20 protein-coding genes are annotated in these 21,983 nt (G+C 39.8%); 9 read left to right on the top strand and 11 right to left on the bottom strand.

Annotated features, from left to right (window positions below; all coding sequences use genetic code 11):
• Position 1: 1 nt before the first annotated feature.
• Positions 2 to 496, bottom strand: coding sequence for an RNA polymerase sigma factor (locus QSE00_RS06570; RefSeq protein ID WP_110357809.1), 495 nt, complete (start codon positions 494 to 496; stop codon positions 2 to 4).
• Positions 497 to 767: 271 nt separating this feature from the next.
• Between QSE00_RS06570 and QSE00_RS06575 the strand changes: the two genes are divergently transcribed.
• Positions 768 to 2,060, top strand: coding sequence for an NAD(P)/FAD-dependent oxidoreductase (locus tag QSE00_RS06575; RefSeq protein ID WP_286105374.1), 1,293 nt, complete (start codon positions 768 to 770; stop codon positions 2,058 to 2,060).
• Between the two features lie 26 nt (positions 2,061 to 2,086).
• Here the strand turns inward: QSE00_RS06575 and xerD are convergent, their stop codons facing one another.
• Positions 2,087 to 2,998 (bottom strand): site-specific tyrosine recombinase XerD, encoded by a 912-nt coding sequence (xerD, locus tag QSE00_RS06580; protein WP_110357807.1) that lies wholly within the window; start codon positions 2,996 to 2,998, stop codon positions 2,087 to 2,089.
• A 158-nt stretch (positions 2,999 to 3,156) separates the two neighbouring features.
• On the opposite strand from xerD, the gene QSE00_RS06585 reads away from it, so the two are divergent.
• Complete coding sequence (locus QSE00_RS06585) at positions 3,157 to 3,690, top strand: hypothetical protein (protein WP_286105375.1); 534 nt, start codon at positions 3,157 to 3,159, stop codon at positions 3,688 to 3,690.
• Between the two features lie 125 nt (positions 3,691 to 3,815).
• Positions 3,816 to 4,235, top strand: coding sequence for a type II 3-dehydroquinate dehydratase (gene aroQ / locus QSE00_RS06590; protein ID WP_286105376.1), 420 nt, complete (start codon positions 3,816 to 3,818; stop codon positions 4,233 to 4,235).
• Between the two features lie 142 nt (positions 4,236 to 4,377).
• Here aroQ and QSE00_RS06595 read toward each other — a convergent pair whose 3' ends face one another.
• The 4 genes from QSE00_RS06595 to QSE00_RS06610 all read right to left on the bottom strand — a co-directional run bounded on the left by QSE00_RS06595 (position 4,378) and on the right by QSE00_RS06610 (position 7,547).
• Positions 4,378 to 4,662 (bottom strand): DUF3817 domain-containing protein, encoded by a 285-nt coding sequence (locus QSE00_RS06595; protein ID WP_110357804.1) that lies wholly within the window; start codon positions 4,660 to 4,662, stop codon positions 4,378 to 4,380.
• A 100-nt stretch (positions 4,663 to 4,762) separates the two neighbouring features.
• Positions 4,763 to 6,154 carry a dihydrolipoyl dehydrogenase gene (gene lpdA, locus QSE00_RS06600; RefSeq protein ID WP_286105377.1) on the bottom strand — a complete coding sequence of 464 codons (1,392 nt, stop codon included), beginning with the start codon at positions 6,152 to 6,154 and terminating at the stop codon, positions 4,763 to 4,765.
• Between the two features lie 163 nt (positions 6,155 to 6,317).
• Positions 6,318 to 6,812 (bottom strand): peptide-methionine (R)-S-oxide reductase MsrB, encoded by a 495-nt coding sequence (msrB, locus tag QSE00_RS06605; RefSeq protein ID WP_286105378.1) that lies wholly within the window; start codon positions 6,810 to 6,812, stop codon positions 6,318 to 6,320.
• Positions 6,813 to 6,971: 159 nt separating this feature from the next.
• Positions 6,972 to 7,547, bottom strand: coding sequence for a collagen-like protein (locus QSE00_RS06610; RefSeq protein ID WP_110357801.1), 576 nt, complete (start codon positions 7,545 to 7,547; stop codon positions 6,972 to 6,974).
• Positions 7,548 to 7,728: 181 nt separating this feature from the next.
• Here QSE00_RS06610 and glgB point away from each other — a divergent pair, with 181 nt between their 5' ends.
• The 5 genes from glgB (at position 7,729) to QSE00_RS06635 (ending at position 15,136) form a co-directional block, all read left to right on the top strand.
• Entirely contained in the window at positions 7,729 to 9,624 is a 1,896-nt protein-coding gene (gene glgB / locus QSE00_RS06615; protein WP_286105379.1) for a 1,4-alpha-glucan branching protein GlgB, read from the top strand.
• Positions 9,625 to 9,722: 98 nt separating this feature from the next.
• Positions 9,723 to 12,125, top strand: a complete 2,403-nt coding sequence (locus tag QSE00_RS06620) for a glycoside hydrolase family 31 protein (RefSeq protein WP_286105380.1) — start codon at positions 9,723 to 9,725, stop codon at positions 12,123 to 12,125.
• A gap of 41 nt (positions 12,126 to 12,166) precedes the next feature.
• A complete protein-coding gene (locus QSE00_RS06625; protein ID WP_110357798.1) occupies positions 12,167 to 12,976 on the top strand; it encodes a M48 family metallopeptidase in 810 nt (269 codons plus the stop codon).
• 73 nt (positions 12,977 to 13,049) lie between these two features.
• The gene (locus tag QSE00_RS06630; protein ID WP_286105381.1) at positions 13,050 to 14,372 is read left to right on the top strand and encodes an MFS transporter; all 1,323 of its coding nucleotides are present in this window, start codon (positions 13,050 to 13,052) and stop codon (positions 14,370 to 14,372) included.
• A gap of 44 nt (positions 14,373 to 14,416) precedes the next feature.
• Positions 14,417 to 15,136 carry a hypothetical protein gene (locus QSE00_RS06635; protein WP_110357796.1) on the top strand — a complete coding sequence of 240 codons (720 nt, stop codon included), beginning with the start codon at positions 14,417 to 14,419 and terminating at the stop codon, positions 15,134 to 15,136.
• Here QSE00_RS06635 and QSE00_RS06640 read toward each other — a convergent pair.
• From QSE00_RS06640 to QSE00_RS06660, 5 genes are all read right to left on the bottom strand, one after another.
• Positions 15,133 to 15,978 (bottom strand): glycerophosphodiester phosphodiesterase, encoded by an 846-nt coding sequence (locus QSE00_RS06640; protein ID WP_286105382.1) that lies wholly within the window; start codon positions 15,976 to 15,978, stop codon positions 15,133 to 15,135. The genes QSE00_RS06635 and QSE00_RS06640 overlap by 4 nt on opposite strands.
• Before the next feature lie 310 nt (positions 15,979 to 16,288).
• Positions 16,289 to 17,023 carry a head GIN domain-containing protein gene (locus tag QSE00_RS06645; protein ID WP_286105384.1) on the bottom strand — a complete coding sequence of 245 codons (735 nt, stop codon included), beginning with the start codon at positions 17,021 to 17,023 and terminating at the stop codon, positions 16,289 to 16,291.
• Positions 17,024 to 17,033: 10 nt separating this feature from the next.
• Positions 17,034 to 18,131 (bottom strand): DUF4097 family beta strand repeat-containing protein, encoded by a 1,098-nt coding sequence (locus QSE00_RS06650; RefSeq protein WP_286105385.1) that lies wholly within the window; start codon positions 18,129 to 18,131, stop codon positions 17,034 to 17,036.
• Positions 18,112 to 18,672 (bottom strand): hypothetical protein, encoded by a 561-nt coding sequence (locus QSE00_RS06655; RefSeq protein WP_286105386.1) that lies wholly within the window; start codon positions 18,670 to 18,672, stop codon positions 18,112 to 18,114. Before QSE00_RS06655 ends, QSE00_RS06650 begins: the two co-directional genes overlap by 20 nt.
• On the bottom strand, positions 18,662 to 19,225 hold the full coding sequence (locus QSE00_RS06660) for an RNA polymerase sigma factor (protein WP_110357791.1): 564 nt from the start codon (positions 19,223 to 19,225) through the stop codon (positions 18,662 to 18,664). Before QSE00_RS06660 ends, QSE00_RS06655 begins: the two co-directional genes overlap by 11 nt.
• A 218-nt stretch (positions 19,226 to 19,443) precedes the next feature.
• Here QSE00_RS06660 and lon point away from each other — a divergent pair, with 218 nt between their 5' ends.
• Positions 19,444 to 21,894, top strand: coding sequence for an endopeptidase La (gene lon, locus QSE00_RS06665; RefSeq protein WP_286105387.1), 2,451 nt, complete (start codon positions 19,444 to 19,446; stop codon positions 21,892 to 21,894).
• Positions 21,895 to 21,983: the final 89 nt, after the last annotated feature.

Below are 21,983 nucleotides of genomic sequence, written 5' to 3' on the forward strand. Positions count from 1 at the left end.
GCTAGGGATTTAAAATAGTTTTTAATTTGTTTTTTATTCGGTTCATTTTTACTCTGGCATTTACCTCGCTAATACCCAAGGTTTCCGCTATTTCCCTATAGTCTTTGTCTTCCAAATAGAGAAAGACCAAGGCTTTGTCCACATCCCCTAATTGTTTTACCGCATTGTACATCAGTTTAAGTTGTTGTTCCTCGGTAGGGTCGTATTCGTCCGCTGTTATTTTAAACATAACCGACTCATAATCTTGGGTCGGAATACTTTTTTTCGATTTTCTATATAATGTTATGGCCGTATTAAGCGCAACGCGATACATCCAGGTACTAAACTTGGATTCTCCCCTAAACTTCGGATAGGCCTTCCATAATTGAATCGTAATTTCCTGAAACAAATCATTATGGGAGTCCCTGTCATTGGTGTACAACGTACAGACCTTGTGTACAATATTCTGATTGCACTCTAATTCCGTAACAAATTGATGTTCCAAATCTTTGGTCACTCGGTTCTTGTAGTTAGTTGATGATTAGTAGTTGAAAATTTGGTTTTGTTACAACGAATATAGAAAATACTTCTATAAGGTGGGTAATTGAAAAATATTGCCGATTGGCTAGGGCGGACGGTATGTTTTGGAGCTCCATTGGGCACGGCTATTGGCTAAAGTTGCTAAGGTTGTGTACTGTTTAATGGCTGTGGAACCCAAATAGTCTTAAAACCAATATTCTTCTTCTTGAATAGTTTTCGAATGTTTAAATTTACCCATATTTTAATATATGAATATTCCTAAGACTAGTTTTCCAAGAATTGTTATTGTAGGTGGTGGTTTTGCAGGTATTTCCATCGCCAAAGGATTGAAGAACAAAGAGGTGCAGGTAGTACTTCTGGACAAACATAATTATCATACGTTTCAACCCTTGCTTTATCAAGTATCTACAGGGGGGCTGGAACCAGACTCCATTGCTTATCCCATACGCAAGGTTTTAAAGGACTATAATAATTTTTTCTTCAGACTGGCCCATGTGGAGGAAATAAGGACAGAGGAAAATACCATAGTGACCAATATTGGCACTTTGGATTATGATTATTTGGTAATAGCCACTGGTTCTGAAACCAATTATTACGGGAATAGGGAAATTGAATTAAATAGTATGGCTATGAAGACCATACCCCAGTCATTAAATCTTAGAAGTTTAATACTGGAAAACTTTGAGCAGGCCCTTCTTACAGATCAATATCATGAAAGGGATGCCCTTATGAATTTCGTTATTGTAGGGGCTGGGCCTACGGGGGTGGAATTGGCCGGTGCCTTGGCGGAAATAAAAAAAGGAATTCTGCCAAAGGACTATCCGGATTTGGACACCAGACGGGTACAAATTCACCTCATCCAATCCGGAGATCGTATTTTAAAGGAAATGAGTGAAAAGGCTTCCCAAAAAGCAGAGGATTTTTTAGAGGGACTTGGTGTTCAAATTTGGAAAAATTCGAGGGTAACGGGCTATGACGGCAAAACGGTTACCACCAATACCGATGTTGATTTTGAGACCGCGACCCTAGTATGGGCAGCTGGTGTAAAAGGGGTGGAGATTAAAGGCTTAAATGCCAAAGATCTTTTGGTAGCTGGCAGTAGAATTCCGGTAGATGAGTATAACAGGGTTAAGGGGTACAATAATATTTTTGCCGTAGGGGATGTGGCCTGTATGCAGACAAAGGATGCGCCCAAGGGGCATCCCATGATGGCTCAGCCGGCAATGCAGCAAGGAAGGAACCTTGGGGAGAACTTGGTGCGATTATTGGAAGATAGACCCTTGGAACCTTTTGTTTACAGGGATAAGGGCAGTATGGCCACTATTGGAAGGAACAAGGCGGTAGTGGATATGAAGAATATTAGATTCCAAGGTGTTTTTGCCTGGTTCGTTTGGATGTTCGTACACCTGTTCTTTCTTATCGGATTTAGGAACAGAATGGTCGTCTTCGTGAATTGGGTGTACAACTACGTGCGCTTCGATAGGGAGGCGCGTCTGATCATTAGACCTTTCAATAGAAATTATAGCGCCTTTAAGGATTAGGGGCATTAACCACTAAGTTTAATCGTCTAATTGGATATCCCACTTTTTCTAGGATGGTACTTGTTCATTACCTCGGCCAAATGTGTGCGATCTACATGCATATAAACTTCGGTAGTGGTTATACTCTCATGGCCGAGCATTTGTTGAATGGCCCTCAAATCGGCCCCATTCTGCAATAAGTGAGTAGCAAAAGAATGACGAAAGGTATGGGGACTTATACTTTTTTGAAGCCCTATATCCTGTGCAAGTTGTTTAATTATGGTGAATATCATGGCACGGGTCAATTTGTTCCCTCTGCGATTTAAAAAAAGGACATCTTCGGCTCCCTTTTTAATGGCCATATGTATGCGTATTTCCTTTCTGTAGATATTGATATATCTTTTGTTGATTTCGCTAATGGGGACAAAACGTTGCTTGTCTCCTTTACCGGTAACCTTGATGAAATCCTCCTCAAAATAAAGGTCCGATAATTTTAGATCCAATAACTCGGAAACCCTTAGCCCACAACCATATAGTGTTTCCAAAATAGCACGGTTACGCTCCCCTTCCGGTTTGGAAAGATCTATGGCCCCTATTAATTTGTTGATTTCCTCTTCGGATAGAGTGTCGGGCAGTTTACGGCCAACCTTAGGGGATTCTATTAATTCCATAGGGTTGTCCGCGCGATAATCCTCGAAGACCAAGTAATTGAAAAAACTTTTTAATCCTGATATAACCCTAGCCTGAGACCTGGGGTTTACATTTTTCGCTAGGTCGTGTATAAACTGTTGAATCCTATTTTTATCAATATTTATAGGGGTTTCCAAAATTTCATGGGATTCAAGAAAAATAATTAATTTCTCAACATCCAAAACATAGTTGCTTATGGAATTCCTGGATAGACCGCGTTCCAAATGTAGGTAATGTTGAAAATCCTGAAGTGCATGATTCCATTTCATAGGTTAAATATAATGGACTTTTTTGGGTTCAAATAGTATTCATGTACATTAACTGTTGCGTTACAACCATTATCCTTCTTTTTACAACTTTCATTTTATGGTAAGGCTACACTCCATTATGTTTGGTGCAACTTAAACAATAACATTAAAATCCAATTATGAAAAAAGTTTTATTAGTAGCAATGGTTGTTATAGGAGCAGCGTTTCAGGCAAAGGCCCAGGACGGAACCCCAACTTCCAAAGGGAAATATCTTATTGAGGCCAATACCGGTTTCGGTGGGGGAGGCATAGGTGTTGGACATACAGCAAATACAAGTTTCGGTTTGGTTTCCATTGATGGCACCACTATATGGTCTATTGGTGGCGAGGGAGGTTACTTCGTGGCAGATGATCTTGCGGTGAAGGTAGGATTGGGCTATTCGGACACGGACGGCAGTAATTCCATTTCCTATAAACTAGGTGCCAAGTACTATATAAATAGTTCCATTCCTGTTCAGCTGGACCTTACTGGGGCAAGTATTGAAGATTATAATGAAAACCCTTTATGGTTGGGGATTCAAGGTGGTTATGCCATATTTTTAAACGACTTTGTTAGTGTGGAACCAGGTTTACGATATAATTTAAGTTTAAACAGGGATTTTACGGACGAAGGGATCTTGGAATTTAGAATTGGGTTCGCCTTACATTTTTAAAAGTAAATAAGGGCGTTTTTAGTAAGGACTTGGATAATTTAATGTCCTTAGGAATTGTATAAAAAAGTGGGATCAAGAATTGGATTCCACTTTTTTTATGAAGTACAATTCCTTACATTTAACCCATGAAGATTATCATTGTCAACGGACCAAATCTTAACCTTTTGGGCAAGCGCGAACCGGAGGTTTACGGAAAAACAACTTTTGAGGAATATTTTGCAACCCTGCAATTCAAGTTCAAGGAGGTGCAATTGGAATATTATCAGTCCAATATAGAGGGTGAAATCATAAATAAATTGCACGAATGTGGTTTTGAAGGATACGAAGGTATTATCTTGAATGCCGGTGCATATACCCATACGTCCATAGGTATTGGCGATGCCATAAAAGGAATTAACACTCCAGTAGTGGAAGTGCATATAAGCAATACATTTGGACGCGAGGAGTTTAGGCACACTTCCTATATTTCCCCGGCGGCCAAAGGTGTAATTTTAGGTTTTGGCCTAAAGAGTTATGACCTGGCCATTCAAAGTTTTTTTAATTAAAGACTAAGGTTGCGAATAGGATTAAATACTTGCCATACAAGTTCAATACATTAATTGGACAATAAAAAGGGACTGTTTCAAAAAAAAACAGAGGTATTGCCTCCTCAAAACTGCCACCGGTACACTGGGGACTGTTCACTTTTTACGCCATCTGAGGCCTTAAATACTTCTTGTCTATATAAAAAGTACCGAATGGGACCAGGGAAGCAATAAAAAGAATGGCAAACATTTTTAGGCCCCATTTTTTTTCTACACAGACTACGATTGCCAAGACAACATAGGCCATGAAGAGAAATCCGTGGGCATACCCTATATAGATGTTGGGCTCTGGTATTTGGGCCATATATTTTAAGGGCATTCCAATACCAAAAAGTAGCAAATAGGAAATACCTTCGAGAATTGCGGTCAAGCTAAAAATCTTCAACATGTCGTTCTTGGTAATGTTTAGTGATCTGATTATTATTTAGACCCGTTAGGTTTGGGCCTAACGGGTCTATTTTGTAAAGGTCTATGCCTTCAGAAATTATTTAAATGTGTATTACTTCGCCGTAAGCATGTGCTACAGCTTCCATTACCGCCTCACTCATGGTAGGGTGTGGGTGTACAGCTTTGAGGATTTCATGTCCGGTAGTTTCCAATTTACGGGCTACTACCGCTTCGGCTATCATATCCGTAACTCCTGCGCCGATCATATGGCAGCCTAACCATTCACCGTATTTGGCGTCGAATATTACTTTTACAAAGCCGTCCTTGTTACCGGAAGCACTGGCTTTACCACTTGCCGAAAATGGGAATTTACCCACTTTTATATCGTATCCTTTTTCAATGGCCTGTTTTTCGGTAAGACCAACGGAGGCAATCTCAGGGGTGCAATAGGTACATCCGGGAATGTTGCCGTAATCCAAAGGCTCCACATGCATACCCGCAATTTTCTCAACACAAAGTATGCCTTCTGCCGAAGCAACATGAGCCAAGGCCTGTCCTGGTGTTACATCGCCAATGGCAAAGTATCCGGGAATATTGGTCTGGTAATAATCGTCCACCAAAATTTTATCCCTATCCGTTGCAATACCAACATTTTCCAAACCAATATTTTCTATATTGGTCTTGATGCCTACGGCAGACAATACGATATCGGCTTCGAGGATTTCTTCCCCTTTAGTGGTTTTAACGGTGGCCTTTACTCCTGGGCCAGAGGTATCTACCTTGGTTACTTCAGCGGAGGTCATAATCTTTATTCCGGCTTTTTTAAGACTTCGCTCCAATTGTTTGGAAATTTCTTCGTCCTCTACGGGTACCACATTGGGTAAAAACTCCACTACGGTAACTTCGGTACCCATTGCATTGTAGAAATAGGCAAATTCTATGCCTATGGCCCCACTGCCCACTACCAGCATTTTTTTGGGTTGTTTGTCCAAGGACATGGCTTCACGGTACCCTATGATCTTTTTACCGTCCTGCGGCAAACTAGGAAGTACCCTGCTGCGCGCGCCTGTGGCAACAATAATGTTATTGGCCGAATACTCTGTTTCTTTGCCATCATCCGACTTTACGCTTACCTTTTTACCCGGTTTTAAGGTTCCGTAACCTTGTATGACTTCAATCTTATTTTTTTTCATCAAAAATTGAACGCCCTTGCTCATTCCTTCAGCAACGTTCCTACTTCTTTTGACCACCGCATTAAAGTCCTTGTCCACACCTTCGGCCTTTAGTCCGTAGTCCGACGCATGTAGCAAATACTCGAAAACCTGAGCGGATTTCAATAATGCTTTGGTAGGGATACAGCCCCAATTTAAACAAACGCCACCAAGACTTTCCTTTTCAATAATGGCAGTCTTAAATCCCAATTGAGAAGCTCTGATTGCGGCTACATAGCCCCCAGGACCACTACCTAATACAATAATATCGAAATTGCTCATTTATATTTTTTTTGATAAATAAATTATGAAGTCGCAAAGTTACAAAACCATACTGAATTCACACAGATGCCGTTTTAATTTAATTGGAATTAATAAGGCTGGTCCGTATGTGTATATGGACCAGCCCAATGGATTGAAAAAATTACGGTATTGCGGTCAATACCTATTTTTGAGGCACAAAATTTAAGGCGGCACCGTTGATGCAGTGTCTCTCGCCAGTGGTATTTTTAGGGCCATCGTTAAAGACATGGCCTAAGTGGCCACCACAAGTTGCGCAATGTTCTTCTTTTCGGGCATATCCTAAATTGTAATCCACATCAAAGGCAACGTTACCTTTGATTTCCCTATCAAAACTAGGCCATCCCGTTCCAGAATCGAATTTGTGTTCGCTTTTGAAAAGTTCGGTTCCGCAGGCGGCACAGGTATATACGCCTTTTTGTTTATTGTTCAACAATTCACTGGATCCCGGGTTTTCCGTTCCTGCTTTCCTAAGGACATAAAACTGCATGTCCGTAAGCTGTTTTTTCCACTCAGCTTCCGTTTTGTTGACCTTGAACTGCTCCTTCTTTTTGGAATCCAATTTGGATGCCTCTTTTTCCTGTGATGTTCCCTTACATCCAATAAACACTACACAGAGTGCGAATATAAATTTTTTCATAGCGTATTTTATTTTTGATCTTCTCCATTTGTTTGGACGGGATTATTGGAGCTTCCTTTCATTCCCGGCCAAGGTCAAATTTCTTGACCATATTGTAAGGTATAAAAATAGCCCTTATTTCCTACAAGAAATAAGGGCCAATAATATTTAGGGTCAATTTTAATCCAAGGTAAATCGCTTAACGTCTTTGTTTTCAACGCCAATAGTTCTCATTACCGCATTAATATTGGATTTGTCCAATTTGGACTCAGCATATTGGCTTGGTAGGATGACAATTCTGAACAATTGATTGTCTGTAAATCCGGGATCCAAATTGGCGAGGTCAAAATTACCATCAATAAAAATCTCAACATCTATGAACGTATGGGCATTGGTATATTGAATGGTTCCTTCGGGCAAAAAGAAATTTTGTGGTATCAGGCTCCATGCGTCTGCCGTTGTATTATCTTGATAGTCTACCGAGCCATCGTATCGGTAAACCAAAACTGCATCTGCCTCGTACACAGGAAAACTGGTAAAATCAGAATAGGTAATTATGTAGGAATAGATGTCTCCCCCGGCATCATAGTCGAAGTCAATGTTGTCCACTTCAAATACCTGTCCTTCTATCCCGTCTTCTCCGTCCTTTCCGTCTTCACCGTCAAAACCGTCATAGCCCGGAGGTCCTGCCGGTCCTTCACAAGAGATAAAAAATATTGCAACGAATGCGCCGAGTAATAAGGTAACTTTTTTCATAATAATTATTTTTAGGGATTAATCAATATCTATAAATGTTATTGTATTTTTATTGTTGTTTCAAAAAGCGTTCCATTTTTTATATCTATACTTGCAAAGTTAGGTTTTAGAGGAAATTTGCTGTTCGTATAACTGAACTACGGAACAAAGTTGACCGAACTATGCACTAAATAACGTAATCATGACCAAAGTAGTATCCCATAGTTTATTTACGGATTTTGATATAAATCTTTTTAAGGCTGGCAAACATTTTAAATTGTACGAAAAGTTGGGGTCCCATCTTACTGAGGTCAATGGGGTAAAAGGCACATATTTTGCTGTTTGGGCGCCTACGGCGCGTTCCGTTTCCGTGATGGGCGATTTTAATAATTGGAACGGAGAGGACCATCAACTGTTTGTACGTTGGGACGGAAGCGGTATCTGGGAGGGATTCGTTCCCGAGTTGGAAAAAGGCACTTTGTACAAATACGTTATCCACTCATCAAATCATGGAGTGGTAACGGAAAAGGCAGACCCTTTTGCCCGAAGCTGCGAACACCCACCAATGACAGCTTCCGTGGTCTGGGAAGATAAACACCGTTGGGGAGACGAAAACTGGATGAAGACCAGAAAGGTAAAAAATGCCCTGGACAAACCATTTGCTGTTTATGAAGTGCATTTGGGGTCTTGGAAGCGAAAGCCCAATAATGATTACTTGACCTATTCGGAATTGGCTGAAGATTTGGTGAAATATGTTAAGGAGATGAATTTTACCCATGTGGAGTTCATGCCCATTATGGAGTACCCTTATGATCCCTCCTGGGGATACCAGTTAACGGGCTATTTTGCTCCTACTTCAAGATTTGGAAAGCCCGAAGGATTTAAACTGCTGGTAGATACATTGCACCAAAATGGCATTGGGGTTATCCTGGACTGGGTCCCTTCCCATTTCCCGGAAGATGCCCATGGCTTGGGATTTTTTGATGGCTCCCATCTTTATGAGCATCCCGATAGTAGAAGGGGATATCACCCAGATTGGAAAAGTTTGATTTTTAATTATGGTAGAAATGAGGTCAGGGCATTTTTGATCAGTAATGCCATGTTCTGGTTAGATCAATTCCATGCCGATGCCCTGCGAGTAGACGCAGTAGCGTCCATGCTATATCTGGACTATTCCAGGGATGAAGGTCAATGGGAACCAAATATATATGGTAATAATGAAAACTTGGAGGCCATTTCCTTTATTAGGGAGCTTAATGAAACCGTTTATTCCAATTTTGAAGGAATACAGATGATTGCAGAAGAATCAACCTCGTTTTCAATGGTATCCAAACCCGTAAGCATGGGAGGTCTTGGATTTGGAATGAAATGGATGATGGGATGGATGCACGATACCTTGGAATACTTTAAGAAGGAGCCTATTTATAGGAAGCACCATCAAAACGATTTGACCTTTAGTGCTACCTATGCCTTTACAGAGAATTTTATGTTGCCCTTTTCCCATGATGAAGTGGTTTATGGCAAACAATCCTTATTGTATAGGATGCCCGGGGATGAATGGCAACGATTTGCCAACTTAAGATTGCTTTTTGGTTATATGTATACCCATCCCGGGACGAATTTAATTTTCATGGGCGGGGAATTCGGGCAATCGTCCGAATGGAATTTCCAAAAAGGTCTGGATTGGCATCTTTTGCAGTATGATTTCCATAGTGGCATCCAGAAATTAGTAAGGGACTTGAACAAATTATATCAGGAATATCCTGCCCTGTACGAGAAACAATTTAGTCAGGAAGGCTTTCAATGGATAGATTATGGGGATCATCAAAATTCTGTTCTAACCTATATTAGAAAAGGTGTCGACCCCAAGGAGAATATCTATATAGCATGCAATTTTACCCCTATTCCGCGGGAGAAGTATAGAATGGGAATTTCAAAATCGGGACAATTAAAGGAGATTTTTAATAGTGATGATACCGAATATGGTGGTACCGGAATGAAAAACGGTACCTTGAAAATTGGTAAAACCGCTTGGCATGGATATGATAAGTCTGTGGAAATCAATATTCCACCACTAGGGGTGGTAGTTTTCAAGTGATTTTGGGTGTTGTAATGCTGTAGAATTTAATTGCACTGCATATCGTTTCTTTAATTCATATGAATGTATTTTTTTTGTATTCTCAAAATTAACCGACCATGATTACTAATACTGAACTTGAATACAAAGGCAATTTATACCCCAATACAATTGTTGAGTTTCACAGGGATACGGATAAATTGTATTTTACCACCTCTAACGGGGTCATCTTGGAGATGACCGTTTTGCGGGACAGTATATTGCGATTTAGATATGCTACCGAAAATATTTTTGAGCCCGATTTTTCATATGCTATAAGTGAAAATGCCAGTGTTGGGTTCAACCATCTTAAAATAGAGGAGACGCCTACCGAATATTTGGTATATACGGCCAAATTAAAGGTGTTATTGGATAAAAAGACTTTAAGGACCCAGATTTCGGATCTTGAAGGAAATATTATCAATGAGGATGAACTCGGTTTTCATTGGGAAGAGAATTATGAGTTTGGGGGGAATTCTGTAAAAATGAGCAAAATTACCCAAAATGCGGAAAGCTTTTATGGCTTGGGGGATAAAGCAACCCATTCCAATCTTAAAGGTAAACGTGTAAGTAATTGGGTAACGGATCAATACGCCTATGGAAAGGATCAAGATCCTTTATACAAAGCAATTCCATTTTTTATAGGTCTGCATAGCAATAAGTGCTACGGAATTTACTTTGACAATACCTTTAAAACAAATTTTGATTTTGCGCATGAACGGCGGAATGTAACCAGTTTCTGGGCAGATGGGGGAGAGATGAACTATTATTTTATCTACGGTCCCCAAATGGGCCAAGTGGTCAAGGCCTATACCAATTTAACAGGGACGCCAGAATTGCCGCCCATGTGGGCTATGGGTTACCATCAATCCAAATGGAGCTATTATCCGGAAAGTAATGTTAGGGCAATAGCCAAGAATTTTCGAAAAATGAGGATTCCTTGTGACGCCATTTATTTGGACATAGATTATATGGACGGATTCAGATGTTTTACTTGGGATAAATCGCGTTTTCCGAATCCAAAAAAAATGATTTCCGATTTGGAGGAGGATGGTTTCAAGACGGTTGTAATGATAGATCCGGGGATAAAAATAGATAAGGATTATTGGGTATATCAGGAGGCCATTGAAAATGATTATTTCTGCAAAAGGGCCGATGGTGCATTTATGAAAGGTAAGGTGTGGCCCGGGGAATGTAATTTCCCGGATTTTACCAATCCCAAGGTTAGGGAATGGTGGGCCGAACTCTATAAGGAAATGATGTCGGAAATTGGGGTGCATGCGGTATGGAACGATATGAACGAGCCGGCAGTCATGGAGGTACCTACCAAGACGGCACCTTTGGATACCCGGCACGATTATGACGGGCACCCTTGTTCGCACAGAAAGGCCCACAATGTTTATGGAATGCAGATGGTGCGTGCCACTTACGAGGGAATTAAAAAGTACGTATATCCAAAGAGACCCTTTGTAATTACCAGGGCGGCATTTGCCGGGACCCAAAGGTATTCTTCTACATGGACCGGCGATAATGTTGCCACTTGGGAACATTTATGGATTGCCAATGTACAGGCGCAACGCATGTGTATGAGCGGCTATTCGTTCGTAGGGTCCGATATCGGTGGGTTTGCGGAACAGCCCAATGGCGAGCTGTTTGCCAGATGGATACAATTAGGGGTGTTCCACCCTTTCTGTAGGGTGCATTCCAGTGGCGATCATGGCGATCAGGAGCCTTGGTCCTTTGATGATGAAGTAACCAACATTGTACGTAAATTTATTGAATTGCGGTATCAACTTTTACCCTATTTATACACTATGTTCTATAGGTATTCCAAAGAAGGAGTGCCCATGCTGAAACCATTGGTGCATTTCGATCAAGAAGATCATCAGACGCATTTTAGGACCGATGAGTTTATATTTGGGGAGCAAATTCTAATTTGTCCGGTACAGGAACCCAATGCTCAAGGACGCAGGATGTACATTCCTAGGGGTGTATGGTATAATTATTGGACGAATGAGGCCGTGGTTGGTGGTATGGAAAAATGGGTGGTTGCCGGATTGGACAAAATTCCAATTTTCATCAAGGAAGGTGCCATGATACCCAAATATCCGGTTCAGCAATATGTTGGCGAATTGGAAATTAAAGAATTGGTGTTGGATGTGTATTATAAAAAAGGGGTGGAGACTTCAACCGTTTATGAGGACGGACAGGATGGCTATGATTACAAAAAAGGAAGGTACAGCCTTAGAAACTTCAATTTTAAAGGGAAGGACAATGAACTGGTAATACAACAGTTTAAAGATGGTAGTTTTATAACCTCGTATAAAACCTTCAAGTTGAATCTTCTTGGACTGCCCTTTAAAATTAAACAGATCCAGGTAGACAATGAGTATGTGGATTTAAAGGATGTACAGTTGAATGGAAATACCAACAATATTCATATCAGCAAAGATTTTACGGTGCTGCACATTATCGGCGAGTAATTTTTTTGTAATTTTCGGGGAATAAATATCTAAATCTTAAGATGAAAAAAATTATTTTAGTAATAGTGGTCTTTTTGGGTGTAGTGGCTTGTAAGACCAATCCATTTACAGGGCAAAAGGTTTTGAACTTTTATCCCAATAGTCAGATCTTCCCAACCGCTTTTGCGCAATATGACCAATTTCTAGGAGAGAACAAGGTAATTACCGGAACGGACGATGCAAAAATGATAACCAAAACAGGTCAGCGTATTGCAGCTGCTGCCGAGCGTTGGCTAACGGCCAATGGTTACCCAGGTTACCTCCAGGATTACAAATGGGAGTATAATTTGGTGAACGACGAAACAGTGAATGCTTGGTGTATGCCGGGTGGTAAAATTGTTTTTTATACAGGAATACTTCCAATATGCAAAGGGGAAACTGGAGTAGCAGTGGTTATGGGACATGAGGTGGCCCATGCCCTAGCGGACCATGGTGCGCAAAGGATGAGCGCCGGCACCATACAGCAGTTGGGAGCTGTGGCCGGAAATGTGGTGATACAGGATGAGCAAAAACGAAATATATTCAATCAGGCCTATGGTATTGGTTCCCAGGTTGGGGTTATGCTTCCTTTTAGCAGAAGCCATGAGACAGAAGCCGATAGAATTGGTTTGCAGATTATGGCCATTGCCGGATATAATCCTGATGAGGCTGCCGAATTATGGAAAAGAATGAAGGCCAATAGTGGAGACGGTGCACCCCCGGAATTTTTAAGTACCCACCCTTCCAATGAAACCCGTATTGCCAATCTAACAGAATGGGCGCCCTTGGCCAAGCAAGAAGCCGCAAAATTTGGAGTTACCTCTTTTCAATAGTGATGGGCAAAAAAATATTAACTACTAATTTCAATTGGGAAGCTGCTCTTATAGGAGCAGCTTTTTTTTGTATATGACTAGAATCCTACCTATAAAAGGCAGTAAAAAATTGTTAAACGCTTGGGCATTTTATGATTGGGCAAATTCTGTTTATAGCCTGGTAATTTCTTCCGCCATATTTCCAATTTTTTATGGAGCCTTATTCCGGGTCGCGGGAATTGAGAAGGTCATGGTCTTTGGAGGGGAAATAGCCAGGGCGCCCCTAATAAGTTATGTTACTTCGGCGGCATTTTTGTTTATAGCACTGATAACACCAATTTTGGCCGGTATAGCGGACTATTTGGGGAACAAAAGGCTTTTTATGAAATTGTTTTGTTACTTGGGTGCCTTGTCCTGTATAGGGCTATATTGGTTTTCCTTGGAGAATATTTACTTCAGTCTAATTTGTTATTTTTTTGGATTGGTGGGGTTTTGGGTAAGTTTTGCCTTTAACAACTCATACCTGCCGGATATCGCATTTCCAGGACAACAGGATCAAATTAGTGCCAAAGGCTTTTCACTGGGCTACATAGGAAGTGTTATTTTGCTGCTGATCAATTTGGCCATGGTCATGAAACCCGATTTTTTTGGAATTGAAACCGACGCTGGCGGGGTCGCCGAAATTAAGGCTATGAGGTACTCTTTTTTAACGGTAGGTCTTTGGTGGATAGTGTTTTCCCAGTACAGTTTTCATTTTCTTCCCAAGGGGTTTAAGAAGGAGGGTAGAAGGGACCATATAATCCTTAATGGTTTTAGGGAACTGAGAGCGGTTTGGCACCAGTTAGGTACTGAGGTAATATTAAAACGCTATTTGGTGGCTTTTTTTGTTTTTAGCACCGCAGTACAAACTATAATGCTAATAGCGGCTTTTTATGGGGAAGAAGAGATTACATGGGGCAACGATGAGGAAAGGACGATAGGGCTTATTATAAGTATTTTGGTCATCCAAATTGTAGCAATTTTTGGCTCCCTTATATCGGCAAAATCATCCAGGGTATTTGGAAATATTTATACTTTGATTTGCCTTAATGTTATTTGGATATTCTTATGTGTATATGCTTATTTCTTGAAAACACCAGTAGATTTTTACATTGCTGCAGGATTGGTGGGCTTAGTAATGGGGGGCATTCAAACCTTGGCCCGTTCAACTTATTCCAAATTTTTGCCAAACACGACCGATACGGCCTCTTTTTTTAGTTTTTATGATGTTGCAGAAAAAATAGGATTGGTTATTGGAACTTTTTTGTTTGGGTATATATCGCAAATTACCGGTAGTATGCGTAATGCAACAATTTTGATGGGATTATTGTTTTTAATTGGCGCTCTATTACTGGGAAGAATAAAAAAAAGTGTTTAAAGTTAAAAACGAATAAAAGGTTTTAATTTAATAAAATAGGCTAAATGAAAAAGTCCAAAAAATCAAAAGGAAAACCATTGTACAGTACCATTGACCTTAGCAAAAATGAGATAGTGGTTTTTAATATTGAAGAAATTAAAAGTATGCGTGAGGAAATAAATTGGCGGGTAAAGGCGGCATATAACTCCAGTATTGCATTTATATCGGTAATAACCTTTATTATAGGTCAACTCTTAAATAGGGAAAATGGGGTAATTGAAAGTATTCAAGAAGACCCTAACTTGTTTATGATGACTTCCATTGCTATGTTGATAGTAATTTCGGCATGGGTAGGTGTTCAGAATGCAAATCATCTTATTGAAAAAAGAATAGAACTTTATTCTTTGGATCTGATGAAAACAATACATTCCGCATCAGAGCATATTTTTTTTTCTTGGTTGGGCTATCTTTATGGGCATGTGTATTTTAGAAAAAAGGTTAAGAACATGTTGGCCAAATTGCTCAATGCCTCCATTGGGTTTTTTATTTATTTTTTACCTAATCTTATAGCCTTTGGTTTGTGGGTTTTTTTACTAGGCATTGATGGCATAAGGAATCATATTCCATTATTTATTTTGGCTACATTCTTTATTTTTATAGCCATATTAACTTCATTTCTCCTGTTTTTTTATGTTATTAAGGTTAATAAAAGATATACCGATTTTCATGATAATTATATGAAGCCCTATTTTGAAGCCAAAAAGGGAATAATTACAAGTCATTAACGCATGATATTTTTTGCGATATTCGGAAAATCGGTAATGATATAACTAGCACCGATTGAGGCAGCTCTAAGCATATCCTCTTTTTTGTTTACGGTAAAAACACCGGTTTGTATTCCTTTTTTTTCATACATGCTTTTTGATTTTTCGTCTAAGTATAAATAAAAGGTATTTACGGAGCTGATGTTTTCCAATGGTTCGAAGTTTCCAAATCTTATTTTGGTATCATAATAGACAGGGAAGAAAGAAGAATCACCAAATAACAATTGATGGCATTCCAAAGCAGGTTTAATCCTGGAAATCTCCTTAAGGTATGCTGTTTCAAAGGATTGTATTATAACTTGTTGGCTTAATTCTTCCTGTTCCAAATAAGTTACAAGTTTTTCTACGATACCATCATATGTGCCTTTTCGGGGCCATTTGATTTCAATGATCACCTTGCATCTCCCGTCGATAAGATCAAAAACTTCCGGTAGCGTAGGTACTTTTTCAGAACCGTATTTTTTATCATACCAACTACCAGCATCTAATTTTTTTAAATCTTCAACGGATAGATTTTCAATTTCACCTTCTCCATTGGTTGTCCTTTTAACATTGGAGTCGTGCATTACAACCAATTGATCATCACTTGATAGATGTATGTCCAATTCGATAATATCCACACCAATTTCCAAAGCTTTGCTAAAGGAGGCTAAAGTGTTTTCTGGAGCAAGTCCTGCAGCCCCTCTATGACCAATAATCTTAACTTTGTCATGGTCAATAAACTCAGGGGTCTTTATTCTTTTAAATCTAACGAAAGGTATTATGACACTAAAGAGAAGAAAAATAATTAGGGATATGGTCATTGTATATATTATTTTTTTTAAAATTTTCATTGTCTGGATCGAAGTGTATTTAAATTTATGATAGCTAAGAAGTACATAATGTTACAAATTTAGGCATTTAGTATTCGAATGAGAATTACTTAATATATTTATATGGACCCAATTATGGTATTTATCCGATTATTCTCTACACGTAAAAAGGAAATATTAAAAATGGAACAAAAAAATAACGGAGATAAAACTCCGTTATTTTTTATTAGCATTCTTTATTGGTGCTCTTGGATTTGGACCCGATCCCTTAAAAGGCTTCCTATAACTTAGTATATTGTTTTTATTTGAATGAAACCTTTGTGATATCCCCCGATCCCGAAACTTTTGTGCTGATTTTTTCAGGATTGCCCCGATAATCTATATCGCCCGATCCAGATACCCTTGCATTAATCCCCCTATTGGCTGTTACCTTAACATTGGCCGAACCCGATACCGAGGCATCCACATTGTCGGCAATAAGGTCATAGGCATCGATATCACCGGATCCTGAGATGGATACGTCAAAATCTCTGGTTTCTCCACTTAGGACCATATCCCCGGAACCGGAAATACTTGCTTTCAGGGATTTTACGTCCAGAGCAAGGCTAATGTCCCCGGAGCCGGACATAGTGGTTTCAAAATTATCGGCAACCAAGGTAGTTTCGCCAACAATATCCCCCGAACCGGACAAGCTCAAGGCACTTATACTTTCTACAGGAATGGTTATGGAAACCCCTTTTCTCCAAGAGGATGGTTTTAAGTGATACCCATTTTTAATCTTTATCGTTAATTTATTGCCATGAACTTCGGTTGTAATATGGTCCAAAATATTTTGTTCCCCCTTCAATGTGATCATGCCCTCTTTGCCTTCTACCAATGCAACATCGAAGAAACCTGAAATCGCAATTTCATCATAGTCTTTCGTTGTTCTCTCAAGGGTAACCTGATGGCCGTTCCCGTTAATCTTGTGGTTTTTTTGGGAGCTGAGGCAGCCCATTATTAAAAGACCAAGTAAGGTGGTTGTTAAATGTTTCATCTTTAAATGTTTAATCTTTTTTTTTATGAAATGAAATTCCGCCATATTCACTGGTGATAGTCATTAGGTTACCACTGTTTTGACTCCCGTAATAGCCCTTAAAATAATTTTGGTTGGATTTTTCGTTGCTAATGTTTATTTCGAATTCGTCCTTTCCATCTACGCCGGCATATTTTGTTTCAATTTCAAAATTGAAATGATAATTTGGGGAGTACCCTATTTTGATGCCGGTATAATCCGTATTTAACTGAAGGTTTTTGGCATCATGCGCCATTTCATCAATTTTAACGGACCCGTAGCTCGATTTTATATCCACGTTGCCGTGTACGCTCCCCAGGCTAACATTTATATAATCGCCATTTCCTTGAATATTTCTGGCTTGCTTTATTTCCAATTTGCCATAATCGCAGACATAGGACAGGTCTTCCATGGTTTGTATCGTGGCATTGGTATAATCGGCAACAATATCCAGACTCCCTGCCTTTTCAATGGTAAAACCGGAATAATCGGCATTGATTTTACCGCTGTTTATATAGCCAATGGTAGATTTGGAAGTATAATCGAAGGATAATTGGTTGCTTCTCCCGTGCAACTCCCCAATTTCCAATCGGCCATAATCGCAGTTTATTTTGGCATGTCCGTCTATTCTGTCAAGAATAATACTGCCGTAATCGTTGTTAAGGTTAACACTGTTCTTAATGGGGATTTTAACCGTATAGTTTACCTGCATATTTACATTATTGCTGTTGCCCCAATTCCATCCCCAACTGTTTCTTTCCTTTTTGAAGATAGTAGCGGCGGAAACCATAGTGCTGCTGCCCTCAAAATCCACTGTAATTTCATCCAGTTTGCGTTGAACCTTATCTTCATTGTCGCCTGTGGTCTTAATATGGACCTCTATGGTTACCCTATCCTGGTTCCAGGAGGTAATATTTAAATTTCCATAGCTATTGTCTATTTTAAGTAAGGCATCCAAATTTACTTTGTACTCTTTTTTAAGTGTTTTTTCCTTGGTGTACTTTCCTCTGGGCATATCATTGTTGCAAAAGGAATTGATGGGAGCAAGCCATAAGAGGGTAAGTATATAACTAAGCTGTAATATTTTCATTTTTGTATTTTTTTAAGTTCTTAATTTCTTCAATTTGTTCCAGCACTTCGTTGATCAAATCTATTCTGGTCTGAAAATTGGTGATCATGGCGCTTAAAATTAGTTTGCTATTACCGCCATCCAATAGGTCCCGTTCCATCTTTTTGTAATCGCTATCCAAGTTTCTAAGTTGAATCATGGTATCGGCAATCAATTTTTGGGTCTCGGGGGTACTTTCATTTTGCATCTTTTTTATCTGATCCTCTATTACACTGGCAAAATAAAATTCGGTGTTGGTGATTTCCGGCGAAATTTTGGAAACCTGCTGCTGCACGCTTGGGGATGTATAAAGGTAATTGTAGCCTATAGTGCAAAGTAATAGCAAGGTGGCAGCTACGGTTAGCGGCTTCCATATTACACGGTTCCTTTTTAATTTTGTTTTCCCTGTTGCAGAGGCTTCCAATTTTGCCAAGAAACGAAGTCTGTGGCCATCTGTTGGTTCAGCTGTGTCAAAGGAGCCTTTTAATTCCCCAAACAGTTTTTCTATAGGATCAACTTCCATAGTATGTGGTATTTAATTTTTGTCTCAGGCTTTCTTTTGCCCTTGAAATCATTGTACGGCAATTGGCGTAACTCAAATTCATTATTTCACAAATTTCTTCGTAATCGTATCCTTCTATTAAATGTAAGGTCAAAGAAATTCTGTAATTGTCTTTTAACAGCTTCATGGTTTCAATCACTTTTTGAGCCTTTAGTTCAATCATTCCATTATCTGGGACATATCCATCATTGTCTTCGACCTTGTACATTACACTTCCAAGATCAACTTCCTGGCGTTTTAACCTCTTTTTATATTGAAGGATACTGTTGTTGACCACAATCCGTTTTAACCAGGCCCCAAAGGTAACTTCTCCCTTAAATTGGTCCAGTTTGGTCAGTGCGCTTAATAACGATTCCTGCATTACATCTTCTGCAATGGCGCTATCTTTTACGATCCTATGGGAAACATTGTACATTCCCTTGTAATAGCGATTGTAAATTTCTAGTTGCGCGTTGCGGTTACCCTTTAAGCACAGTGGTAACAGTTCATCAATATGTCTCTTTTCTAGGCTCAAAAAGGTATTGGTTTGCTTAATAGATGGGGTAATTTATGGAATGTTACAGTTTATTTCTAAAAAGATTTTATTTGTTGGCATAAGAATTGCCCAAATAGAAATGAAAGGAAATGCTAGAATCCTCAACCTCCTTATTTTTATAGGGAAAGGAGGCATATGTAGGATTAAATATAAATTGTTTCTCTGTCTTTGAATGACAGAATGACCGAAATTAGAATATGGCTAAAACAAAAAACATACAATTTGACACTATGTCATTGCACGGGATAGATGAGGATGCAGAGTTAATACCCTTGATGACACCTGAAGATGAGGAGGAAATCAATAATGAAAATTTGCCGGAAACCTTGCCTATATTGCCGTTGCGCAATACTGTGCTGTTTCCCGGAGTAGTTATTCCAATTACAGCGGGAAGGGATAAATCCATTAAGTTGATAAAGGATGCCAATAACGGATCCAAGGTGATTGGTGTGGTGGCCCAAAAGGATGAGGAAACAGAGAATCCTGGTGTAAAGGATATCAATACTTTGGGGACTGTGGCAAGAATTCTAAGGGTGCTTCAAATGCCCGATGGAAATACCACCGTCATCATTCAGGGCAAAAAACGCTTCGAAGTGGCCGAAGTGCTTACCGAAAAGCCTTATATCACGGCTACTGTAAGGGAAACTACCGAAGTTAGGCCTGCACGTGACGACAAGGAATTTAGGGCAATCATAGATACTATAAAAGAATTGTCATTACAGATTATTAGGGATAATCCCAATATTCCCAGTGAGGCGTCCTTTGCCATAAAGAATATTCAGAGCGATTCTTTTTTGATAAACTTTGTCTCCTCCAACCTAAACTTGAATGTAAAGGACAAACAGGAATTACTGGAGATAGGCAGTTTACAGGATCGTGCATTGGCCACTCTTAAATATATGAACATTGAGCTTCAGAAGCTGGAACTGAAAAATGACATTCAGTCCAAGGTGCGAAGTGATATGGATCAGCAACAACGGGAGTACTATCTTCATCAACAGATGAAAACGATCCAAGAGGAATTGGGCGGCCTCTCATATGAGGAAGAAGTTGATGAGATGAGGTTAAGGGCCAAAAAGAAGAAGTGGAACAAAACCGTTGCCGAGCATTTTGAAAAGGAATTGGCCAAAATGCAGCGGATGAATCCGCAGGTAGCGGAATATTCCATTCAACGCAATTACTTGGATCTGTTCTTGGATCTTCCCTGGAATGAATATTCCAAGGATAAGTTCGATTTAAAAAGGGCCCAAAAAATATTGGATAGGGACCATTATGGTCTGGAGGATGTAAAAAGAAGGATAATTGAATATTTGGCTGTGCTAAAATTGCGGAATGATATGAAATCGCCCATCCTTTGTCTTTATGGACCTCCGGGAGTTGGTAAAACCTCTTTGGGTAAATCTGTGGCCGAAGCACTGGGAAGGGAATATGTGCGAATTTCCCTGGGTGGTCTCAGGGACGAGGCCGAGATTCGAGGGCACCGTAAAACCTATATAGGAGCCATGCCAGGTAGAATTATTCAAAGTTTAAAAAAGGCCGGTAAATCCAACCCTGTCTTTATTTTGGATGAAATTGATAAACTGTCCAATAGCCATCAGGGCGATCCTTCCTCTGCAATGTTGGAGGTTTTGGATCCGGAACAGAACAATGAGTTTCATGATAACTTTTTGGAAATGGGCTATGACCTGTCCAAAGTAATGTTCATTGCAACGGCCAATAGCTTGTCCGAAATACAACCAGCCCTGCGGGATAGAATGGAAATTATTCACGTAACCGGGTATACCATAGAGGAAAAGGTGGAAATTGCAAAGAGGCATCTATTGCCAAAGCAGTTGAAGGAGCATGGACTAAATGTAAGCCATTTGAAAATTGGCAAACCCCAATTGGAGAAGATTGTAGAGGGCTACACTAGGGAATCCGGGGTGAGGTCTTTGGAAAAACAAATAGCAAAAATGGTGCGGCATGCCGCTAAATCCATAGCAATGGATGAGGAGTACAACCAAAAGGTTTCCTTTGAAGATGTTGAAAAGGTTTTGGGGCCTGCGCGAATGGAAAGGGATAAATACGAGAATAATGATGTTGCCGGGGTGGTTACGGGATTGGCCTGGACCAGTGTTGGTGGCGATATCTTGTTTATAGAGTCCATTTTGTCCAAAGGAAAAGGGAATCTGACCATTACCGGTAACTTGGGTACGGTGATGAAGGAGTCGGCCACGATAGCGATGGAGTACATCAAATCCAATTCTGACAGATATGGAATTGACCCAGAGGTATTTGATAAATACAATGTGCATATCCACGTTCCGGAAGGGGCTACTCCAAAAGACGGACCCAGTGCGGGGATTACCATGTTAACTTCCCTGGTATCCTTGTTTACCCAGAAGAAAATAAAAAAGAGTCTGGCCATGACTGGAGAAATTACCTTAAGGGGGAAAGTGCTCCCTGTTGGAGGGATAAAGGAAAAGATTTTGGCAGCCAAGAGGGCGAAAATTAAGGAGATCATACTATGTGAGGATAACAGGAAGGATATTTTGGAAATCAAGGCGGATTATTTAAAGGGGCTTACTTTTCATTATGTGAATGACATGCAGGAGGTTATTGATATAGCCATTACCGATGAGTCCGTTAAAAATCCAAAGCAACTTTAAAAAGGTTGTTTAAAGACATGCATCAAAAGTACCTACTGGGCGATTGGTAGGTACTTTTGATTTAGAGGGGGATTCCTTTTGTAAAAATG

Source organism: Arenibacter flavimaris (genome assembly GCF_030291335.1).
GTDB lineage: Bacteria > Bacteroidota > Bacteroidia > Flavobacteriales > Flavobacteriaceae > Arenibacter.

Coding starts and splice junctions, on each gene's coding strand:
- msrB (WP_286105378.1), bottom strand. CDS start 6,812: ATGAAAAAATTTATATTCGCACTCTGTGTAGTGTTTATTGGATGTAAG.
- QSE00_RS06645 (WP_286105384.1), bottom strand. CDS start 17,023: ATGAAACATTTAACAACCACCTTACTTGGTCTTTTAATAATGGGCTGC.
- lon (WP_286105387.1), top strand. CDS start 19,444: ATGGCTAAAACAAAAAACATACAATTTGACACTATGTCATTGCACGGG.
- glgB (WP_286105379.1), top strand. CDS start 7,729: ATGACCAAAGTAGTATCCCATAGTTTATTTACGGATTTTGATATAAAT.
- QSE00_RS06655 (WP_286105386.1), bottom strand. CDS start 18,672: ATGGAAGTTGATCCTATAGAAAAACTGTTTGGGGAATTAAAAGGCTCC.
- QSE00_RS06650 (WP_286105385.1), bottom strand. CDS start 18,131: ATGAAAATATTACAGCTTAGTTATATACTTACCCTCTTATGGCTTGCT.
- QSE00_RS06585 (WP_286105375.1), top strand. CDS start 3,157: ATGAAAAAAGTTTTATTAGTAGCAATGGTTGTTATAGGAGCAGCGTTT.
- QSE00_RS06595 (WP_110357804.1), bottom strand. CDS start 4,662: ATGTTGAAGATTTTTAGCTTGACCGCAATTCTCGAAGGTATTTCCTAT.
- xerD (WP_110357807.1), bottom strand. CDS start 2,998: ATGAAATGGAATCATGCACTTCAGGATTTTCAACATTACCTACATTTG.
- lpdA (WP_286105377.1), bottom strand. CDS start 6,154: ATGAGCAATTTCGATATTATTGTATTAGGTAGTGGTCCTGGGGGCTAT.
- QSE00_RS06635 (WP_110357796.1), top strand. CDS start 14,417: ATGAAAAAGTCCAAAAAATCAAAAGGAAAACCATTGTACAGTACCATT.
- QSE00_RS06575 (WP_286105374.1), top strand. CDS start 768: ATGAATATTCCTAAGACTAGTTTTCCAAGAATTGTTATTGTAGGTGGT.
- QSE00_RS06640 (WP_286105382.1), bottom strand. CDS start 15,978: ATGACCATATCCCTAATTATTTTTCTTCTCTTTAGTGTCATAATACCT.
- QSE00_RS06620 (WP_286105380.1), top strand. CDS start 9,723: ATGATTACTAATACTGAACTTGAATACAAAGGCAATTTATACCCCAAT.
- QSE00_RS06630 (WP_286105381.1), top strand. CDS start 13,050: ATGACTAGAATCCTACCTATAAAAGGCAGTAAAAAATTGTTAAACGCT.
- QSE00_RS06625 (WP_110357798.1), top strand. CDS start 12,167: ATGAAAAAAATTATTTTAGTAATAGTGGTCTTTTTGGGTGTAGTGGCT.
- aroQ (WP_286105376.1), top strand. CDS start 3,816: ATGAAGATTATCATTGTCAACGGACCAAATCTTAACCTTTTGGGCAAG.
- QSE00_RS06610 (WP_110357801.1), bottom strand. CDS start 7,547: ATGAAAAAAGTTACCTTATTACTCGGCGCATTCGTTGCAATATTTTTT.